Origin of the sequence: Flavobacterium humi, from assembly GCF_004745595.1 — a bacterium.
GTDB lineage: Bacteria > Bacteroidota > Bacteroidia > Flavobacteriales > Flavobacteriaceae > Flavobacterium > Flavobacterium humi.
This window is the reverse complement of the sequence record NZ_SRLH01000003.1, coordinates 420,536-438,838: the sequence shown is the minus strand read 5'-3', so window position 1 is coordinate 438,838 and position 18,303 is coordinate 420,536. Positions and strand designations below refer to the sequence as shown.

16 protein-coding genes are annotated in these 18,303 nt (G+C 42.0%); 2 read left to right on the top strand and 14 right to left on the bottom strand.

Annotated features, from left to right (window positions below; translation table 11 throughout):
• Positions 1–90 precede the first annotated feature (90 nt).
• The 5 genes from E4635_RS07220 to dprA all read right to left on the bottom strand — a co-directional run bounded on the left by E4635_RS07220 (position 91) and on the right by dprA (position 6,980).
• A complete protein-coding gene (locus tag E4635_RS07220) occupies positions 91–2,415 on the bottom strand; it encodes a penicillin-binding protein 1A (RefSeq protein ID WP_135525956.1) in 2,325 nt (774 codons plus the stop codon).
• 1 nt (position 2,416) lies between these two features.
• Positions 2,417–2,917: a gliding motility lipoprotein GldH gene (locus E4635_RS07215; RefSeq protein ID WP_135525955.1), complete on the bottom strand. Its 501-nt coding sequence runs from the start codon at positions 2,915–2,917 to the stop codon at positions 2,417–2,419.
• Complete coding sequence (locus E4635_RS07210; RefSeq protein WP_135525954.1) at positions 2,892–4,229, bottom strand: PSP1 domain-containing protein; 1,338 nt, start codon at positions 4,227–4,229, stop codon at positions 2,892–2,894. Before E4635_RS07210 ends, E4635_RS07215 begins: the two co-directional genes overlap by 26 nt.
• Positions 4,230–4,423: 194 nt before the next feature.
• The gene (trhO, locus tag E4635_RS07205; RefSeq protein ID WP_135525953.1) at positions 4,424–5,809 is read right to left on the bottom strand and encodes an oxygen-dependent tRNA uridine(34) hydroxylase TrhO; all 1,386 of its coding nucleotides are present in this window, start codon (positions 5,807–5,809) and stop codon (positions 4,424–4,426) included.
• Between the two features lie 70 nt (positions 5,810–5,879).
• Positions 5,880–6,980 (bottom strand): DNA-processing protein DprA, encoded by a 1,101-nt coding sequence (dprA, locus tag E4635_RS07200; RefSeq protein WP_135525952.1) that lies wholly within the window; start codon positions 6,978–6,980, stop codon positions 5,880–5,882.
• Positions 6,981–7,086: 106 nt separating this feature from the next.
• Here dprA and E4635_RS07195 point away from each other — a divergent pair, with 106 nt between their 5' ends.
• On the top strand, positions 7,087–8,028 hold the full coding sequence (locus tag E4635_RS07195) for an HU domain-containing protein (RefSeq protein WP_135525951.1): 942 nt from the start codon (positions 7,087–7,089) through the stop codon (positions 8,026–8,028).
• A gap of 77 nt (positions 8,029–8,105) precedes the next feature.
• Positions 8,106–8,615: an acyl-CoA thioesterase gene (locus E4635_RS07190; RefSeq protein WP_135525950.1), complete on the top strand. Its 510-nt coding sequence runs from the start codon at positions 8,106–8,108 to the stop codon at positions 8,613–8,615.
• 31 nt (positions 8,616–8,646) lie between these two features.
• On the opposite strand, the gene E4635_RS07185 is transcribed toward E4635_RS07190, so the two are convergent.
• The 9 genes from E4635_RS07185 to E4635_RS07145 all read right to left on the bottom strand — a co-directional run bounded on the left by E4635_RS07185 (position 8,647) and on the right by E4635_RS07145 (position 18,261).
• Positions 8,647–9,858, bottom strand: coding sequence for a murein hydrolase activator EnvC family protein (locus E4635_RS07185; protein ID WP_135525949.1), 1,212 nt, complete (start codon positions 9,856–9,858; stop codon positions 8,647–8,649).
• Positions 9,859–9,871: 13 nt separating this feature from the next.
• Positions 9,872–10,651, bottom strand: coding sequence for a DUF4292 domain-containing protein (locus tag E4635_RS07180; protein ID WP_135525948.1), 780 nt, complete (start codon positions 10,649–10,651; stop codon positions 9,872–9,874).
• A 2-nt stretch (positions 10,652–10,653) separates the two neighbouring features.
• Positions 10,654–11,961, bottom strand: a complete 1,308-nt coding sequence (locus E4635_RS07175; RefSeq protein ID WP_246020717.1) for a tetratricopeptide repeat protein — start codon at positions 11,959–11,961, stop codon at positions 10,654–10,656.
• A gap of 47 nt (positions 11,962–12,008) precedes the next feature.
• A complete protein-coding gene (locus E4635_RS07170; RefSeq protein ID WP_135525946.1) occupies positions 12,009–13,019 on the bottom strand; it encodes a sugar nucleotidyltransferase in 1,011 nt (336 codons plus the stop codon).
• Between the two features lie 60 nt (positions 13,020–13,079).
• Complete coding sequence (gene dut, locus E4635_RS07165; RefSeq protein ID WP_135525945.1) at positions 13,080–13,514, bottom strand: dUTP diphosphatase; 435 nt, start codon at positions 13,512–13,514, stop codon at positions 13,080–13,082.
• Positions 13,515–13,616: 102 nt separating this feature from the next.
• Complete coding sequence (locus E4635_RS07160) at positions 13,617–15,065, bottom strand: lipopolysaccharide biosynthesis protein (protein WP_135525944.1); 1,449 nt, start codon at positions 15,063–15,065, stop codon at positions 13,617–13,619.
• 54 nt (positions 15,066–15,119) lie between these two features.
• A complete protein-coding gene (locus E4635_RS07155) occupies positions 15,120–16,646 on the bottom strand; it encodes an AAA family ATPase (RefSeq protein WP_211518741.1) in 1,527 nt (508 codons plus the stop codon).
• 10 nt (positions 16,647–16,656) lie between these two features.
• Positions 16,657–17,487 (bottom strand): ATP-binding cassette domain-containing protein, encoded by an 831-nt coding sequence (locus E4635_RS07150; protein ID WP_135525942.1) that lies wholly within the window; start codon positions 17,485–17,487, stop codon positions 16,657–16,659.
• A 3-nt stretch (positions 17,488–17,490) separates the two neighbouring features.
• On the bottom strand, positions 17,491–18,261 hold the full coding sequence (locus tag E4635_RS07145) for an ABC transporter permease (protein WP_135525941.1): 771 nt from the start codon (positions 18,259–18,261) through the stop codon (positions 17,491–17,493).
• Positions 18,262–18,303 lie beyond the last annotated feature (42 nt).

Genomic DNA, 18,303 nt, shown 5'->3' with positions numbered 1-18,303 from the left:
TCGTTAGCCCCGGTAGCAGCGGTATCCTTTTTCCCGTTTCTTTAACGGGGAAAAGATAAAGCGGATGACGGGAATAGCTTCTAAAAATTATTATATTCCAAATTCATCTGTGTTTTGTTCCTCTTCGGGTTTGATTGCTGTGGAATCCTTGGCCATGGTATCCCGGATGACCCTTCTTTCGGTGGCGCAGTCTACCTTGATGGAGAGGTTTTCCGGCCTGTCGAATTTTTCCTTGGAAACGTGGAGTTCCTGATCTGCATAGCATTTTTTCATGAACAATCCCCAAATTGGCAATGCCATGGTGGCTCCCTGCCCGTTGGTGATGGTCCTGAAGTGGGCCGAACGGTCTTCGTTTCCTACCCAAACCCCTGTAACAAGGTTCGGTACCATACCGACAAACCAACCATCCGATTGATTTTGTGTGGTCCCGGTCTTACCGGCAATTGGGTTGTCGAACATGTACGGATAACCTGTCCAGCGTTTGTCCCCGGCTCCTCCGCCCTGGGTTCTTAACCTTGATCCGGAACCTGATTCGGTTACGCCTTCCAGCAATTTGATCACTGCGTAGGCAATATCCTTGCTTAATACGTCGCGGGATTCCATTTTAGGTTCGTAGATCACGTTCCCGTTTTTATCTTCAATCCTGGTGATAACTTGTGGTTTTAGGTAAATCCCCTGGTTGGCAAAAGTGCTATACGCCGCGACCATGTCTTTTACCGTAATATCAACGGCTCCCAAAGCAATGGAAGGCTGTGACGGGATTTCGGTATCCACGCCCAATTTCCGTACCAGGGAAATAACGGCGTCCGGACCGGTTTTGTCTATTAATTTGGCCGAAACCGTATTGATGGAGTTGGCCAGCGCTTTCTTGAGCGTTACCATTCCTCTGTATTTTCCGTCCGAATTCCGGGGTTCCCAGTCTTCGGTAACATTATGCCTTCCTTTGTGGATCATAAAAGGACCGTCAATGATCGTATCGCAAGGAGACATCCCCAATTGCTCAATAGCTGTCGCATACACAAACGGCTTGAACGTGGATCCTACCTGACGGGCACCCAAACCTACGTGGTCGTATTGGAAATACCTGTAATCAATACCTCCGACCCATACTTTTACTTTTCCTGTTTGCGGTTCCATAGACATCATCCCCGGCTGCAGGAAATGTTTGTAATAACGGATGGAATCATAAGGTGTCATAGTGGTATCCTTGTCGCCGTTCCAGGTAAAGACCGTCATTTTTGTTTTGATGTGGAACGATTTCCTGATCTCGTCTTCGTCTTTGCCTTCATCGGTCATGATGCGCCAACGTTCAGTATTTTTCATGGAACGTTCCATGATCTTGTCTATTTCAGGTTGTGTCACACGAATGAACGGTGCGAGTTTGTTTTGGGCCGCTTCCAGGAAAAATTCCTGCTGCAGGTTTTTCAGGTGTTCCTTAACCGCTTCTTCCGCATACAATTGCATCCTGGAATCGATGGTGGTATAGATTTTCAATCCGTCTGAATAGATGTTATAATCGGAACCGTCTTCTTTTTTATTTTCCAATACCCATTTTTTCATGTAATCACGAAGGTATTCGCGGAAATACGTAGCTGTTCCTTCGTTATATTTTTCAGGTAAGAACGTTAATTTTAATGGCAGACTAGAATAATGATTTTTTTCAGTTTCTGATAAAAATTTGTTTCTAACCATTTGTCCCAAAACAGTATTTCTACGATTTCTTACTTTTTCAGGCTTTCTAACAGGGTTAAAAGCTGAAGGGTTTTTTAACATTCCGACCAATGTAGCTGATTCTTCGATCGAAAGGTTTTTAGGTTCTTTATTGAAATATACTTTGGATGCTGATCGAATTCCTACGGCAGTATTAATAAAGTCAACTTTATTCAAGTACATTGCGATGATCTCTCCTTTTGTATATTGACGTTCCAAGCGAATGGCAATTATAAGCTCCTTACATTTCTGAATCATTCGCAAAAGCAAAAATTTAGAACCTTCGCCATGAAATAAGTTTTTTGCCAATTGTTGCGTAATCGTACTAGCTCCACCGCTTCTTCCTAAACTCAATATAGCCCTCATGGTTCCTCTTCCGTCAATACCCGAATGTTCGTAATAACGTTCGTCTTCTGTGGCAACCAGGGCTTTTACCAAATGTTGCGGCAGGTCTCCGTATTTTACCGGTGTCCTGTTTTCGTTGAAGAATTTCCCAATGGTAACGCCGTCTGAAGAAATAATTTCAGTGGCCAGGTTGGATTCCGGGTTTTCCAATTCCGAAAAAGATGGCATCGGGCCAAAAAGCCCCCAGGAGGCAAACAGGAAAAACAAAAGAACTCCTCCAAAAGCAATGAAGAAGTATTTCCAAAACTTTTTCACATAAGGTGAATAATCCGGTTTTTTAGTGTTCAGTTTTTGCGCCATTTTATTTTTCTTCTAATGATTCTATTCGTAAGCCTATTTCCGTAACTCCTTTGAGCTTTTCAACCCCTTTGACTTTTCCGGTTTGCCGGACCGCTTGCTGGATGGATACTTTGTATTTCCCTTTTTCCGGGAACAATACGTTTTCCTTATACCACAGCTTGCTTTCTTTAATATCTGAGAATCCTTCTCCTAAAAGTGTCCCGTCAGGATTGGCCATCTGGTATTCAAGCGTGTCTACTTTAATGTTCCCTTTGGGCTGTTCCAATTTTACAATCAGGAACAGGTTGCTGAACTCATAATCATCGTTGTTGCGGATATTGATGAACATATTCGCCGGTTTTTTGGTTATCTCTTCCTCAAAGGCAAAGGTTACGATACTATCTTTGTGCCATCCGTCATTGAAGGTCTTGTATTCGTCAAAAATCCTGGTTTTATCGCACGACACTAAAGCCGAAGCAAGAAATAACAGTACGGTGCTATTTAGTAGAATCTTTTTTCTCATTTCTGATTTTTGGTCCGTTTGGATTCGGTTTGTTTTTATTTGGCTTTGGCTTCTGATTCGGGTTCGATTTCTGATTTTGGTTAGAGTTCGGGCTCGAATTTGATTTCTGATTCGGGTTCGGTTTCTGGCCTGAGTTCGATTTCTGATTCGGCTTCTGGTTCGAATTAGGCTCACCCTGTCCTTGCGGACGACGGTTCCTGCTGGATTTGTTTTTCTTTTTCGGTTGGTCAAAACGGGTAAGGCTGTCTTGTCCCATCGCGTTCTGGAATGTTTTTTCCACCTCCGGTTTTTCGACCTCGATAGCGAAATCTTCCAGTGAAGCCACTTTTTTCTTTTGTTTGTTCTGCTCTATGATTTCCTTGACTTCAGCAACTTTCAGAATATGCCATTGCGCAAAATTACCGATATAGGCAAACCACATCAGTCCTTTGAAAATATCGATCTTTTGGCAAACCGCATCTCCTTTTTCGGTAGAAAGCTTGGTTTCCATATCCGGAATACCTTTCAGGGCATCCATGTAAGTGTCTAATTCATAATTTAGGCAGCATTTCAGTTTTCCGCATTGCCCGGCCAATTTCTGCGGGTTTAACGACAGTTGCTGGTAACGTGCCGCAGAGGTGTTTACGCTCCTGAAATCTGTCAGCCAGGTAGAACAGCATAATTCCCTTCCGCAGGAACCTATTCCTCCCAAACGGGCCGCTTCCTGACGGAAACCTACTTGTTTCATCTCGATCCTGGTACTGAAAGCGCTGGCAAATTCCTTGATCAGCTGCCTGAAATCAACCCTGTCATTCGCGGTATAGTAAAATGTTGCTTTTGATCCGTCTCCCTGGAACTCAATGTCCGAGATTTTCATTTCCAGCTGCAGCCTGATGGCAATTTCGCGGGCACGGACTTTCATCGGGTCTTCCTTGTCACGCGCCGTGCTCCAGATATCAATATCCTTTTGCGACGCTTTGCGGTATATTTTGAGGATGTCCCCTTCCGGGTTGATCCCTTTTTTCTTCATTTGTACTTTAACCAGTTCCCCGGTCAACGTGACAATTCCCACATCATGCCCCGGAGAAGCTTCTGTAGCTACGATATCTCCAATGCTGAGTGTTAATTTTTCGGTATTGCGGTAAAATTCCTTCCGCCCGTTCTTGAACCGTACTTCGACACAGTCAAAAGGAGCCTGGCCGCCTGGTAAGCTCATGTTTGAAAGCCAATCGAAAACAGTTAATTTGTTGCAGCTATCGGTGCCGCAAGTCCCATTATTTTTACACCCCTTTGGCGCACCGCCATCGGAAGTTGAACAACTTGTACATGCCATAATTCTGAATATATATTGGTCATTCCGGCATAGGACCGGAACTACTTTTAGTAATAACGTTTTGAGTGTAAAGATAGTATTTTTTACTCTCAATGTTGCAAAGTCGGAAAGTTGTAAGGTTAATTTTATTCTAAATGTAAAAACCTATCAAATCAGCGACTTAATAGGTTTTAAAATATTCTTCTTTTCCTTTTTTATTCCGAGAGCCTGAATAATTTATCCGACAACCGGACCCTGAAAGGCACCCCTAAGGTAACTTTTTCTCCTTTCCCGGCCACTGGAGCACTGCTGCCGTTTACAAACATTTCAGTAATGGTGATTTCTTCATTTCCGGTAGTCGGCCCTGAGATCAGGACTTTATCCCCGGCTTTTAGTTCCTGGTTAAGGACCAAAAACTGGGCAATCTGCGATTTGGCATAATAATGTTCCGCCTGCGCAATGAGTACTTTTTTTATTTTTATCTTCTGACGGATGGCTGTGGTTTTGTGCCTTGACGGAAGGCCCTCATTCGAATCGGCTTTCGCCAAAGCAATCCCGGACAATTCACCCGAATGCTTGAATTTCAGTTTTTCCGATTTTCCTTTTCTGAAAATCATGTTGCCGTTTTTGACGCCTCGACGCAGTTTAACCTGTTCCACCAAAGGCATATGGATGATTTCCTGGCATTCGGAAGAACAGCAGTTTTCCATCGCCGCCTGGCATTCATCACATTGGATAAACAGCAAATGGCAACCTTCATTTTCGCAATTTGTATGGTTGTCGCAAGGCTTTCCGCACTGATGGCACTGCGAAACGATATCGTCTGTGATCCTTTCGCCCAGACGGTGGTCAAAAACGAAATTTTTCCCGATGAATTTGCTTTCCAATCCTTCTTCCTTGATTTGCTTGGCGTAATTGATGATGCCGCCTTCGAGCTGGTATACGTTTTTAAAACCCTGGTGCTTGAAGTAAGCCGACGCTTTTTCGCAGCGGATTCCCCCGGTACAATACATGACCAGGTTTTTATCTTCTTTATGGTCTTTAAGCTGGTCGTTGATGATTGGCAAACTTTCCCTGAATGTTTCCACATCCGGAGTGATCGCACCTTTAAAATGGCCGATTTCACTTTCGTAATGGTTCCTGAAATCGACTACAATCGTATTGGGATCGTCTAAAATAGCATTGAATTCCTTCGCTTTCAAATGCACACCGATATTGGTCACATCAAAGGTTTCGTCGTTTAGCCCGTCTGCCACGATTTTATCACGGACTTTCACCGTGAGTTTCAGGAACGAATGATCGTCATGTTCGACAGCAACATTGAGCCGGATGTCTTTCATGAAATCATACGCTTCCAGGGTTTGCCTGAAGGCTTCAAAATTTTCGGCCGGAACACTCATTTGGGCATTGATCCCTTCTTTGGCTACATAAGTGCGGCCAAGCGCATCGAGCTTGTTCCATTCGATAAATAAATTGTCGCGAAATTCCTGTGGGTTTTCAATTTTGGCATACGCATAAAAAGACAAAGTAAGCCTTTGTTTTCCGGCCTGATCGATCAGTTCGGCTCTTTCTTCTGCGCTTAAAGTGTTGTACAGTTGCATGCTATAAACGTTTAAGTGAGAAATGATTACGGATCCTAAATGGAAGAATCCGCTGCAAATTTAAGGTTTTTTATATTATTTCAAACATTTTCCCCGGCAAAGGCCTGATGATTCCTTTCAATTCCATGTTTAGCAGTAAGGAAGACAGTTTGAAAACCGGCAATCCGCAGTGCACCGCCATCAGGTCCATTTGTTCTTTGCCGTTCTTTTGCAGGAAATCAAAAACTAGTTGTTCTTCCGGTTCCAGGGTTACAAACAATTGTTTCTGGATCTGTTTTTCTTTCTTTTCCATATCCCAATTGAGCATGTACACCAAATCGGCGGCACTGGTTAGCAAATGTGCGCGCTGTGTTTTGATCAGGTTGTTGCATCCCTGGCTGTATTTATCCGAAGTCCTGCCCGGCACGGCAAAAACGTCCCTGTTGTAATCGTTGGCCATATTGGCCGTGATGAGTGATCCTCCTTTATCAGCACTTTCGATAACAATGGTTGCTTCCGAAATTCCGGCCACGATCCTATTCCTTTTGATGAAATTTTCCCGGTCGGGATGGGAAGTGCTCCAAAAATCAGTCATAAAGCCGCCATTGCCTTCCATTTGGGGCTTATATTTTTTATGGGATTTTGGATAAATCTGATTGAGCCCGTGCGCTAACACACCAATGGTCTGCAGGTTATTTTCCATGGCTGACTGATGCGCCAAAATATCAACCCCATAGGCAAACCCACTGACAATGACCGGATCCAGCGGTGCCAAATCTGCAATAAGTTTCCGGCAGAAATCCATTCCGTAAGGCGTAACCTGGCGAGTGCCTACGATGCTGATGATCCGTTTTTGCTTTAGGTTGATATTTCCACTGGTGAAGAGTAAAATGGGGCTGTCGGTGCAATGTTTCAAGCCTTCCGGATAACTTTCTTCCCTGAAAAAAGAAACCGTAATGTTATTGTCCCGGATAAACCGGAGTTCTTTTTCGGCCTGGGAAAAAATATCCGGATTTGCCAAACGCTTCAATAAAACCTTGCCAATGCCGTCAATCGCTGCTAATTGTGTTGTTTTTGCTTTGAAGATTCCTTCTGCCGAACCGCAATGGTTCAATAATTTTTTGGCAATGATATCACCTACTCTGTCTACTTTCTGTAAGGCTAATAAATAATGTAACTCGTTTTCTGTCATGTAATTATAAATTTTTGGCGTATATTTATACAAGCTAAAATCAAATTGTTAATAACATTTGTTGATAAAATTTTGATTGTGTCTTGTATTCTTTAATTTTGTTTCTATGAATGTAGCCCAGTATATCTCTCAGCTTTTATATCGTTACCAATGTGTAACTGTACCTGGTTTTGGTGCTTTTTTAACCGAAACGGTTTCTGCAAACATACAAGAAAGTAACCATACTTTTTATGCGCCAAAGAAAGAAATTTCCTTCAATTCTTATTTGAAGAACAACGATGGTTTATTGGCCAATCATATTGCCGTAGCCGAAAAGATGAGCTATGACAATGTTGTTTCTTCCATCGAGAAAGAAGTGGCTTCCTGGAAAACCCTTTTGCAGGATAAGGAAACCATTGCGCTGAAAAATATTGGCGAATTCAGGCTCAACAGTGAAAACAACCTGGTCTTCGTGCCTTCGAACCAAATGAATTACCTAACCGGTTCTTTCGGTTTCAGTTCTTTTGTATCGCCAGCCGTAAAACGGGAAGAGCTGAAAAAACAAGTAGAAATCCTTGAGGAGAAAATCCCGATCCAGTTTACACCTGAAAAACGCATCAGTGCCCGTTCGGTTTTAAAATATGCAGCCGTTTTGGTTATGTCTGTAGGTGGTGCCGGTTTTGGCTATGCCACTTATGTTTCACAACAGGAACAATCGGAAACAATCCTGGTACAATCTGAAGTACAGAAAGAAGTTGATAACAAGATTCAGGAGGCTACCTTTTTTATAGACAATCCTGTCAATCCGGTAGTGATGAACGTAAAGGAAAGCAATACTTTGCCTTTTCATATTGTAGCCGGCGCTTTCAGGAACGAAGGCAATGCCCAACAAATTTTAGACAAATTGAACGCTCAAGGTTTCAAAGCCAGGATTTTGGCCAAAAACAAACACGGGCTATATCCTGTATTGTACGGAAGTTTCGCGACATACACCGAAGCCCAATATAAAATGACCCAGATACAGCAAACGGTAAACCAGGATGCCTGGTTGCTTATTGAAGATCTATAAATCCTTTGCCTTTCAAAATTTGAAAGGCATTTTTTTTAATATCATTCGCATTCCTTATATCTTTGCAAAAAAATCTCATGCAAGCAAAATTTCCTTCAGAATCCTTAACCATCCTAACCGATATGGTTTTGCCAGGTGAAACCAATCCTTTGAACAATTTATTTGGAGGCGAATTATTGGCCCGTATGGACCGTGCCGCAAGTATCGCTGCAAGGCGTCATTCGCGCAGGATTACCGTTACGGCATCTGTAAACCACGTGGCTTTCAACAGGGCGATTCCTTTAGGAAGTGTTGTTACGGTCGAAGCCAAAGTATCCCGCAGCTTTAAATCTTCCATGGAAATTTATATTGATGTTTGGGTGGAAGACCGGGAATCGGGAACACGTGCCAAAGCCAACGAAGCCATTTATACTTTTGTAGCGGTTGACGATACCGGACGCCCGGTGGAAGTGCCTGCCATCACTCCGCAAACCAATGAAGAAAAAGAGCGTTATGATGCCGCTTTGCGAAGAAAACAATTGAGCTTGGTGCTTGCCGGTAAAATGAAACCTGAAGAAGCAACCGAATTAAAAGCTTTGTTTATATAAAAAAAGGCTCCGTTTAGCGGAGCCTTTTTTATTACATATTGATAATCCAGGATTGTGGATTAAGTTTTGTCGTATTCTGGAAGATCAGGAATTTTAAAATCGCCTTCCCGGTAAAACTATTAAAATGGACTTCTCCCAATACTTCTTTGGTCGAAATCTTATCGCCTTTTTTAACAAAGACTTTTTCAATATTGGAATACGTTGTGGTGTAATCCCCATGGCGGATAATGATTGTTGCCGTTCCATTCGATGCCATCTGGACGTCGCTCACTTCACCGGTAAATATCGAACGGGCTTTGGCTCCTCTTTCGGAAGAAATTTCAATACCGCTGCTTTCAATAATAATCGATGGTTCCAACGGGTGTGGCTGCCTTCCGAATTTCTTGGTCAACAATCCTTTTTCAACCGGCCATGGCAGGCGGCCTTTGTTGGATTTGAAATCATTGGCCAGTTCTTTGGCTTCCGGTGTCAGGACAAACGTGGTTGTATTGGTCGTGTTCCCGACTTTTTTATTGGCGGCGGCAATCGCTTCACGGATCAACCTGTCGATCTGCCTTTCTATCGCTTTAGATTCTTTTTGCTTCTTCTTGATCTCGGCAATGATCTTGTTCTTGTCTTTTTTGATGGAATTCAAAAGCCTTTGCTGCTCTTGCTTTTGTTTTTCAAGTTCCTGTTTTTCCTTTTCGCTTTCGGCAATCAGTTTTACCTTTTCCTGCTTTTGCACCTGAAGTTTATTGTGAAACACTTCCAATTGCTGTGTTTTGCTCTTTATTTCTTCGCCCTGCATCCTGCGGAAGTTGGAATATTGCTTCATGTATTGCGCCCGTTTGTAGGCTTGCAGGAAATTTTCAGACGATAATAAAAACATGGCTTTGCTTTGTTCCGAACGGCTTTTGTATGATTTTACGATCATATCGGCATAATCGAGTTTGAGTGCTTCCAGGTCTTTCTTCAGCCGGTTAACATTTACTTGATTGATATACATGCTGTTCCCCAACACTTTGGCTTGTTTTGCCGTAGTATTGATCAGCTTTTGCTGTAGGTTGATTTTTGCCATTTGCTGTACCACAACAGTCGTAGCGGATTTTTCCTTACTCTTTTCTTTTTTGAGCTGTTGCTCCTGCTGCCTGATTTCTTCCTGCAAACGGGCTTTTTCAGCTTCTAATTTTCGCTGCCTGTCTTCTTCCTGGCCCCATGTAAGGGAAGTGGACAACATTAAAAAACATAGGAAGTATTTAAACATTCTCGGTATTTTTCTAATTTATATTAATTCGCTCATAACCACTCGGAACGCTGTACGGAAAAGACATCTCTTCGTTGAACGCTGCATTTTTATACGATATGGCAATGGATGTTGTTTCGTTGTTCTGAAGTGCAAAAATAATGAGTTGCATTGGTAAAACACACTCGGAATAGGATTTATAATCGGAATAGTTGACCAAAAGTTTCCTTTCCGGGGATTGTTGCCTTATTTCCTGGCGTTGGAGTGAAAAAGAATTGGGGTCAAAGACAAAAGCCTTGGCAAAATTACCGTTTGAAAGCTCTTCCAGTTTTGGCGAATTCTCTTCGGTTACCACCGAATATTTCCCTTTGCTTAAATCATCCATAGCCTGGCCGATAAGCATATTCTGCACTTTTTTGAAATCCAGTTCGGTACCGAGCCAATCGCTTAATGTTTTGTAATCTCCTTCGAAGAATTTACTGTTCATTTTTTCATAATATCGGACCTGCGTAGGAGTGATTATTGCTTTGGCCATAGTAATCCCGAGCATTTTTACACTCACCAGGATAATCTCATCTTTCTTGATCCTGATATCTGCCGAAAGGCCTAAAGACTGTTTCGGGTCTGTATAATCAACATCGGCTTTAAAAAAAGCGGTTTTAAAATCCCGTTTTATCGCATAATGATTCGAAACGATATTGGAAACGGTTTCGTTTGAAACAGTCGTGGCAACGGTCTGGGGAGCGGCAACTTTCTGCCTCGCTTTACAGGAAACCACCAGGACCAGTAACAACAATGGGATTATTTTGCGCATTTTTATTTTTTACTTTTAAGGTTATTGGCTTTTGCCAGGTATTCACTGCTTTTTTTGGCGTTGCCGAGTGCTGTGGAAACTTCCGCCAGCAAGTTTAGGAAATCGATTTCCAGCTCTTTGTTTTCTACCACAAAATCCAGGCCGGTTTCTAGGATTTCATTTGCTTTTTTGAAATTTTTCAGCTGGCTGGCCGCTTTACCTGCAAAAAAATAATACTCCGGCTGGTTGGGGAAGGTATCGATTAGTTCGCTGGCGACTTTTACAATCCCTTCATAATTATTGGTTTCTTCGTAAGAAGCTAACAGGAAAATATTGGTCTCCAGGTCCGTATTCTTGTTTTTGAATGATTTTTCCAGGTTTTTAACCGCCAAATCCCAGCTTTTCTTTTTGTAATAGAACTTTCCTATTTCCTTGTGGACATCAAATTCGGGATCGTTTTCAAAATAGGCCGTCACTTTGTTGAGCTGCGATTCGAAAGCCGGGTTTTTCAGAGCAAAGATCAGGAATTCATTGTACATCCGGTATTTGATTTTCTTATCGATTTTTGAACCGTTGAAAACCCTTTCGATAGATTTGGCCGCTCCGTTGCCATCATTTTCATTGATATGGTATTTGAACAGGAAAACCTGCGCCCACTCTGATTCCGGGATATTTTTTTCCAGCTTTTGGGCTACCTGGAACGCTTTGTCTTCCTGGTTGTTGTCGGTATACAAATAAATCAGAGAGATATAGTTTTCTTCGTTTTTAGGCGAATTTTCTATCGCTTTTTCCAATTCGCCCTTATTTGAAACGTTGTTTTTGGTTTGCGAATTGATCTCAAGCCTGTAATTGTCCCTGAGTTCGGTTTTCCCGACGGTTTCATCGAGTTCGTTCATCAGTACCAAAGCCTTATCGAACTGTTGCGTGTACATGTAAAGCGACACCAGGTCTTCTTTGTATTTTTTGTCAAATGGGACTATTTTCTGTACGACCAAGAGCGCTTCGTTATAATTTTTGGTCTCATAATACACCTCATACAAATCGATAAGATACCATTTGTTTTTAGAATCTAGCTGTGTGGCTTTTATATAGGCTTTTTCGGCATTGGGATAATCCTTCTGAAAGAAATAATTCTTGCCCAGTTCATGATAAACCACCGGGTTTTCGGGTTGGATTTTCAGGCATTTTTCTAATGAAACAATTGCTTTGTCGTAATTTTCCATCCCTTTTTGCATCAGGGATTCGTAATACGATTCCTGGAAATCATCCGAAACCAAAGCGACATCTTCCGGTTGGGTTTGTGCCAAAAGTGCCGTGGAAATGAAAAACATTCCTATTGCATATCCTTTTATTTTTGACACTTTTCCTATCATCACCTTTATTCTAAAACCGAATAATCCCCTATACTGATCTGGGTGAAATTACCATCGAACGTGGCATGGTTCCCAATCATGGCATTGTCCAAATGCGCATTTTTGATGTGCGCATGCGTTTGCACCAAGCTGTTTTTAATCGTACTGTCAATTATATGTGTCCCTCTTCCCAACGAAACGTTCGGGCCTACGGTAGCATTGATCAAAATAACATCGTCAGCAATAAAACACGGTGGGATTATCGTTGCGTTTTCCAGCTTTACATGTTCGGAAACCAAATTTACACCGTCCTGGTGCAAAAAGCCCAGCATCCTGGAATTGGTCTCAACGGTTACATTTTTGTTGCCGCAGTCCATCCATTCCTCTACTTTACCAGGCACAAATTTCATGCCTTTTTGTTTCATGTTTTCCAATCCGTCCGTTAATTGGTATTCGCCGCCTTTGACAATATTGTTATCCAAAAGGTATTGGAGTTCTTCGCGCAAGCTTTCCCCGGATTTAAAATAATAAATCCCGATGATTGCCAAATCGGATACGAATTCTTTTGGTTTTTCGACAAAATCCACAATCTGGTTGCTTTCGTTGAGCTGTACTACGCCAAAAGCACTTGGATCTTCCACTTGTTTAACCCAAATCACACTGTCCGCTGTAGTATCTAACGTAAAATCGGCCCGGAAAAGTGTGTCGGCATAGGCAACAACGATTGGCCCGGTCATACTTTCTTTGGCACACATAATGGCATGTGCCGTCCCCAAAGCCTCGTTTTGATAATAAATGGTGCCTTTGGAACCTAGTTTTTCAGCAATGGCAATTAAATCCTCTTCTACTTTTTTACCGAAATCCTTATGGATGATAAAAGCGATTTCATCGATTTCCTGGTTGATGACCCCTGCGATATCTTCGACCAAACGGTGTACGATCGGTTTTCCGGCTATAGGGATTAACGGTTTTGGAATGGTTAACGTGTGTGGGCGTAAGCGTGAGCCACGGCCTGCCATTGGTACTATTATCTTCATGTTGTATTTATTTTTTTAAAGAGGAAAACACATTATTTCCCTCACTCCTGATGTTGTATCTTATTTTACACCTGTGCTGCCAAAACCGCCTTCACCGCGGGAAGTTTCAGAAAGTCCGTCTACTTCCTGCCATTGGGCACGTTCGTGTTTGGCTATGATTAATTGGGCGATGCGCTCGCCGTTTTCGATGACAAATGCTTCATTGGATAAATTTACTAAAATTACGCCAATTTCGCCACGATAATCGGCATCGACTGTCCCGGGCGAGTTCAAGACGGTAATCCCTTTCTTGAAAGCCAGGCCGCTCCTGGGCCTTACCTGTGCTTCGTAACCGATAGGCAGCTCTATGAAAAGCCCTGTTTTTACCAACGCACGCCCCAAAGGTTGTAAGGTAATAGGTTCTGAAATATTCGCGCGAAGGTCCATGCCGGCTGAAGCCATAGTTTCATAACTTGGTAATGGATGCCCTGATGTATTGATAATTTTTATTGTCATTTTTTGTTTTTTTAGCCCTGATGGCAGCGGCATCCTTTTGTCCCGTTTGTAAGAACGGGAGAAAAGATATAGCGGACAGCAGGAAATAGCTCCTCAAAAATATTAATTTCGTTTTAAAATCCGTTGGAATGTTTCTTTTTCGTTGCGGTAAATATAGTATCCGAAGAAGACAATGGCAAATATCCCGAAAATATAGCTTTCGCGGAATACCGGAACATAAAACGAAAGCCCGGAAAGCAACACCGAAATCCCCAAATAACGCATAATCCTGTTGATATCATAAGGTATCGGGTACTTTTTTTGACCGAGGTAGAAGGAAATGAACATCATGCTCCCATACGCGAAAATGGTCGCAATGGCAGAACCGTAATAACTCAAGGGTTTGATGAGCAGCACATTGAGTGCCAAAGTGACCACTGCACCCACAATGGAAATGTAAGCCCCGATTTTAGTTTTATCGATGAGTTTGTACCACACCGAGAGATTGGTGTAAATCCCCAGGAAAAAATTGGCCAGGACAATGAGCGGGACAACTTTCATGGCTTCCCAATAGGTAGGGTTCGGGACCAGGAATATTTTGAGCACATCGGCAAAAACGATAACGAATAAAGTGATAAACGAACCGAAGATCACAAAATATTTGGTGACGGTGGCATAGGTTTGCTGCGCATTTTCTTTGTCCGCATGGCTGAAGAAAAAAGGCTCGATCCCCAGTGTATAGGCCGTCCTGAAAAGGACCATGAACAGCCCTAACTTATAACAGGCGGAATAGGCTCCGATGTCCGATTTGCTGACACCGCACCATTCCAGGAGGATTTTATCGAAATGTTCGTTAATGGCAAACGCTATCCCGGCGACCAGGATAGGCAAGGAATACCGCATCATCCTTTTCCAGAGTTCCTGGTTGAAATGCCAGTGTATTTTAAAATAATTCGGCGAAAGCACTATAAAAGTCAGAAGGCTGGCAATTAAGTTTGAAACGAAAATGTAGCCCACTTCAAAGTTTTCAAAGTAAATCGTACTCAGCGGGTTGTCGCTTCCGATTTTAGGCAATACCAGCAAAAAGAAAACATTGCATAATAAATTAACCCCGACGTTGCCTATTTTAATAACAGCATAGCGCATGGGCCTTTTCTCGGCACGTATTTTTGAAAAAGGAATAATAACCAATGCGTCAAGCACTAAAATCCAAATGGTGTAGGATACATATTGTGTCTTGATCCCAAGCCAGCCGGAAATGGTTTCACGGAACAAAAGCGAACCAAACAAAAACCCGATGGAAGTCCAGAAAATGGAAATGGTAGAAGTCGAAATAACATCTTTCTTATCGGTTTCGATATTGTAAAACCTGAAAAAAGCGGTTTCCATTCCGTAGGACAGGATCACATTAAAGAACACAAGCCAGGCGAAAACAATGGAAACTTCCCCAAATTCCCCTTTTGGCAATACATGAACGTATAACGGATTGAGTAGGAAACTTATCATTCGTGGCAAGACTGTTGCCAAACCGTAGATGAGTGTTTGCTTGAAAAGATTTTTATATAAACTCAAAATGATTTTGGTTTTGTTGCTACGCAAAAATAGGTATTTCTGTTATTCCAGTTTTTATTCGGATGGATTATTTACGGCAAAATAAACCTGTTCCTGCGTTTCTTTTGGTTCAGGGATGTCCTCTTCGCAAATGGTTTTCAATATTTCCTGATTGATTTTGGTTAACTTGACAATCCTATTGGCTTGGTTTTGCACGCATTTTTCAAAAAGGTTCCGGATAACCCGGGCATTACCAAATCCTTCGTCTTTTTTGGAATACAGCAATTCGAAGGTGTCATGCAGTTTTTCCTTTGCTTCTTCGGTCAAAATAAAATCTGATTTTTTGCAAAATGTCTCGAAAATCAGGAACAATTCCGAAGGTTTGAAATGCTCGAAGATGAAATACCTGCTGAATCTTGAGCGCAGGCCGGGATTGGTTTCGACGAAAAATTTCATGGGTTCGGTGTAACCCGCCACAACAACAGCCAGATCGTCCCTGTGATCTTCCATCCTTTTCAGCATCGTGTTTACCGCTTCGGCTCCATAATCATTCCCAAGATTGTTTTGGGTAAGCGAATAGGCTTCATCGATAAACAAAACCCCGCCAAGGCTTTCCTGGACGGCTTTGTCTACTTTAGTGGCTGTTTGCCCTACAAAACCTGCCACCATTCCTTCCCTGTCGGTTTCGTACATTTGTCCTTTGGAGAGAAACCCAAGGTGCTTGAATATCCTGCTGAGCAATCTCGCTACTGATGTTTTCCCTGTTCCGGGTGGCCCCAAAAAAACAGTATGCAATGCGATTTCTATGTTTTTCAATCCTTCTGCCGAACGCTTTTTCTGGATTTCCAAAAGGTTTATCAGTTCCGATATGTCTTTTTTTACGGCTTCCAGCCCAACCAGCCCGTGGAGTTCTTCCAATACTTTCTCCAGGGTGTCATCCTCCGGCGGATAGCTTACCTGGCTGTTTACGGATTGATGCAAGGTTTTGTTTTCTTCAGATATCGCTTTGACAATATTTTGGCTGGCTGCATCCAAAGAATATGAAAACTGCAGGAATCTCTCGAAATGCATTTTCATTTCTGAAAGCCTGGCGTGAGCCGTTTCTGATAACGCCGGAATCAAAAAATTGGTCTGTTGGCTGTTTGCCGGGACAATGACAGATTGTTTTTTGATGTTCTTGAGGTTTTCATGGAATTCTGTTGAAGCCACTAATTTGTTGAGTGTGCTGATGGCTTTTTCATCGGCAAAATGCCGGTTGCGCAAGGCATCATAATAATACGCATACACAAACCGCGACTTTTCGTTTTCCCCTAATGTTTTCCTTTCGCAAATGGAAACGATGTCGGAAAGGAAAAAATGTTCTGCCTTAAACAAAAAACTATTGGCCCGGTTTGGGTTTACCCAATCGTTTATGGTTTTGACAAACTTTTCATCCTGGTTCAGGAGTTCGCATAACTGGATCAGCAAAAGGGTTTCCTTTTTCAATTGCTGCACAAAAGCCTGATCGAAAAAAGTCTTTTCATTATTCATTTCCCCTTCAATATATTCTTTTATTGACAGGAAAGAATCTTCAAGGATGGTTATGGGATTCCGTTTTTTCAATGGCATTGTTTTATGAAATCATCATTTGATGCGTTATTTCCTTGTACAGTTTTATATGGTCTTCGCAGTGGTCTTTCCAGGCCAGTTCCATTTCCCGCAAGTCATATTTTGCTACAATTGTCCCGTAATTTTTCTTTTCGCCATTGATTGTCGGATAACCGATGACATAGATTACCTGGGCCAGTTCGATAGCCAGTTCTATATCATGTGTGGAAAAAAGGACCGTATTGAATTCGGACATATCGCTTAAAAGATCGAATGATTTTTTTACTTCTTCGATATTCCCGACATCCAATCCTGAAAAAGGCTCATCCATCACAATAAATTTATCCGATGAAAACAATTGTTCTATAATGGCTGTACGCTGTCTTTGTCCTCCGGAGAGTTCATTCGGATATTTGTCGATACATTTGTCCAATCCCCATTTGTTGGTGTATTCCTTTATTTTTGCTTCTTTCTCCGTTTCGGAAATAGTGGTTTTCCGCAAGGCAAATTTTAATGTCTGGTACACCGTTTTATGCCTGAACAAAGTATATTTCTGGTCTACAAAACCAATATCGCCTTCCTTAACAGGTTTTGCCGCATTTGCTTCCTGGCTTGCAAAATCCTTGATCAGGATTTTTCCGGTATTGGGTTGGACCAATCCGGTCAGGGCCTTGAAAAAAGTAGATTTCCCCCTTCCCGACCTTCCTACAAAAGCAATAATCTGGCCCGTATTTTCTTTGGCAGTCCGTACAACATCTTTTTCAGTTAAACTGATATCCTTGATTATTACAGTATCATCATAAGCTACGCTTAGGTTTTCTACGTATAATAATGTTTCTTTAAATTGATAGGTCATGAATTATATTTTTGAGTATCTGAAAACCGCTTTTCGAAGGAAATTAATAGCCCAGTCCAAGGTAAGCCCGATGAGCAGGATGATAATCTGCAAGGCAATGATTCTTCCGTGGTTCATGAATTTATCCGAATTCTTGATTAGGAATCCCAAACCGCCGGAAGCCACAACAATCGATTCAACCGTTACGAGCATCATCCAGGTAATGGCCAGGTTTTGACGGATGACATCAATTACATAATCGATCCTGCCTAAAATGATTACCTGCCATAGTATTTCGAAACGGCTGCATTTGAGTGTTTTGGCATGATCGAACTCTTCTTGGGGAATATCTTTAATAATAGCTATTAATGATGTGGTTAAGAAAGTCGTCAGGAATATTACCATAATCCAGATTTGCATGTTCCTGGCTTCATGGACTACCAATGTGATATAGAATGACAGTCCGGTAAAAGGCAAAAACCTGAATTTGGTCACAAATTCCGAAACAGGCTTCAATAATGGGATTGGCCAGGTATAGGCGAATAGCATGGAAATCACGACTGCCATAAAAATGGAGAGGAAACACAGCTGCAATGAATTGAAAATATGCACGACCAAACCTTCATTGTACAAATCACCAAATCCCTGCAGCACTTGTTGCGGAGAAGGAAAAAGATGCTTTACGCTTGAGGTTCCTACAAACCAAAAAAGCAGCAACAGCGCAACCCAGCCCAAAAGGATCATTGTTTTTTTGGATTTGGATATGCTTTCGAAAGGTGTTAAAAATTTCATCATAATATAAAAAGGCTACCAAATAATTGATAGCCTTTGTGCTTT

Excerpts from the sequence above, each read along its gene's own strand:
- E4635_RS07170 (WP_135525946.1), bottom strand. The coding sequence starts at position 13,019 with ATGAAGATAATAGTACCAATGGCAGGCCGTGGCTCACGCTTACGCCCA.
- E4635_RS07190 (WP_135525950.1), top strand. The coding sequence starts at position 8,106 with ATGCAAGCAAAATTTCCTTCAGAATCCTTAACCATCCTAACCGATATG.
- dprA (WP_135525952.1), bottom strand. The coding sequence starts at position 6,980 with ATGACAGAAAACGAGTTACATTATTTATTAGCCTTACAGAAAGTAGAC.
- E4635_RS07180 (WP_135525948.1), bottom strand. The coding sequence starts at position 10,651 with ATGCGCAAAATAATCCCATTGTTGTTACTGGTCCTGGTGGTTTCCTGT.
- E4635_RS07175 (WP_246020717.1), bottom strand. The coding sequence starts at position 11,961 with ATGTTTTTCATTTCCACGGCACTTTTGGCACAAACCCAACCGGAAGAT.
- E4635_RS07210 (WP_135525954.1), bottom strand. The coding sequence starts at position 4,229 with ATGGCATGTACAAGTTGTTCAACTTCCGATGGCGGTGCGCCAAAGGGG.
- E4635_RS07220 (WP_135525956.1), bottom strand. The coding sequence starts at position 2,415 with ATGGCGCAAAAACTGAACACTAAAAAACCGGATTATTCACCTTATGTG.
- E4635_RS07145 (WP_135525941.1), bottom strand. The coding sequence starts at position 18,261 with ATGATGAAATTTTTAACACCTTTCGAAAGCATATCCAAATCCAAAAAA.
- E4635_RS07215 (WP_135525955.1), bottom strand. The coding sequence starts at position 2,917 with ATGAGAAAAAAGATTCTACTAAATAGCACCGTACTGTTATTTCTTGCT.
- E4635_RS07195 (WP_135525951.1), top strand. The coding sequence starts at position 7,087 with ATGAATGTAGCCCAGTATATCTCTCAGCTTTTATATCGTTACCAATGT.
- trhO (WP_135525953.1), bottom strand. The coding sequence starts at position 5,809 with ATGCAACTGTACAACACTTTAAGCGCAGAAGAAAGAGCCGAACTGATC.
- E4635_RS07150 (WP_135525942.1), bottom strand. The coding sequence starts at position 17,487 with ATGACCTATCAATTTAAAGAAACATTATTATACGTAGAAAACCTAAGC.
- E4635_RS07185 (WP_135525949.1), bottom strand. The coding sequence starts at position 9,858 with ATGTTTAAATACTTCCTATGTTTTTTAATGTTGTCCACTTCCCTTACA.
- dut (WP_135525945.1), bottom strand. The coding sequence starts at position 13,514 with ATGACAATAAAAATTATCAATACATCAGGGCATCCATTACCAAGTTAT.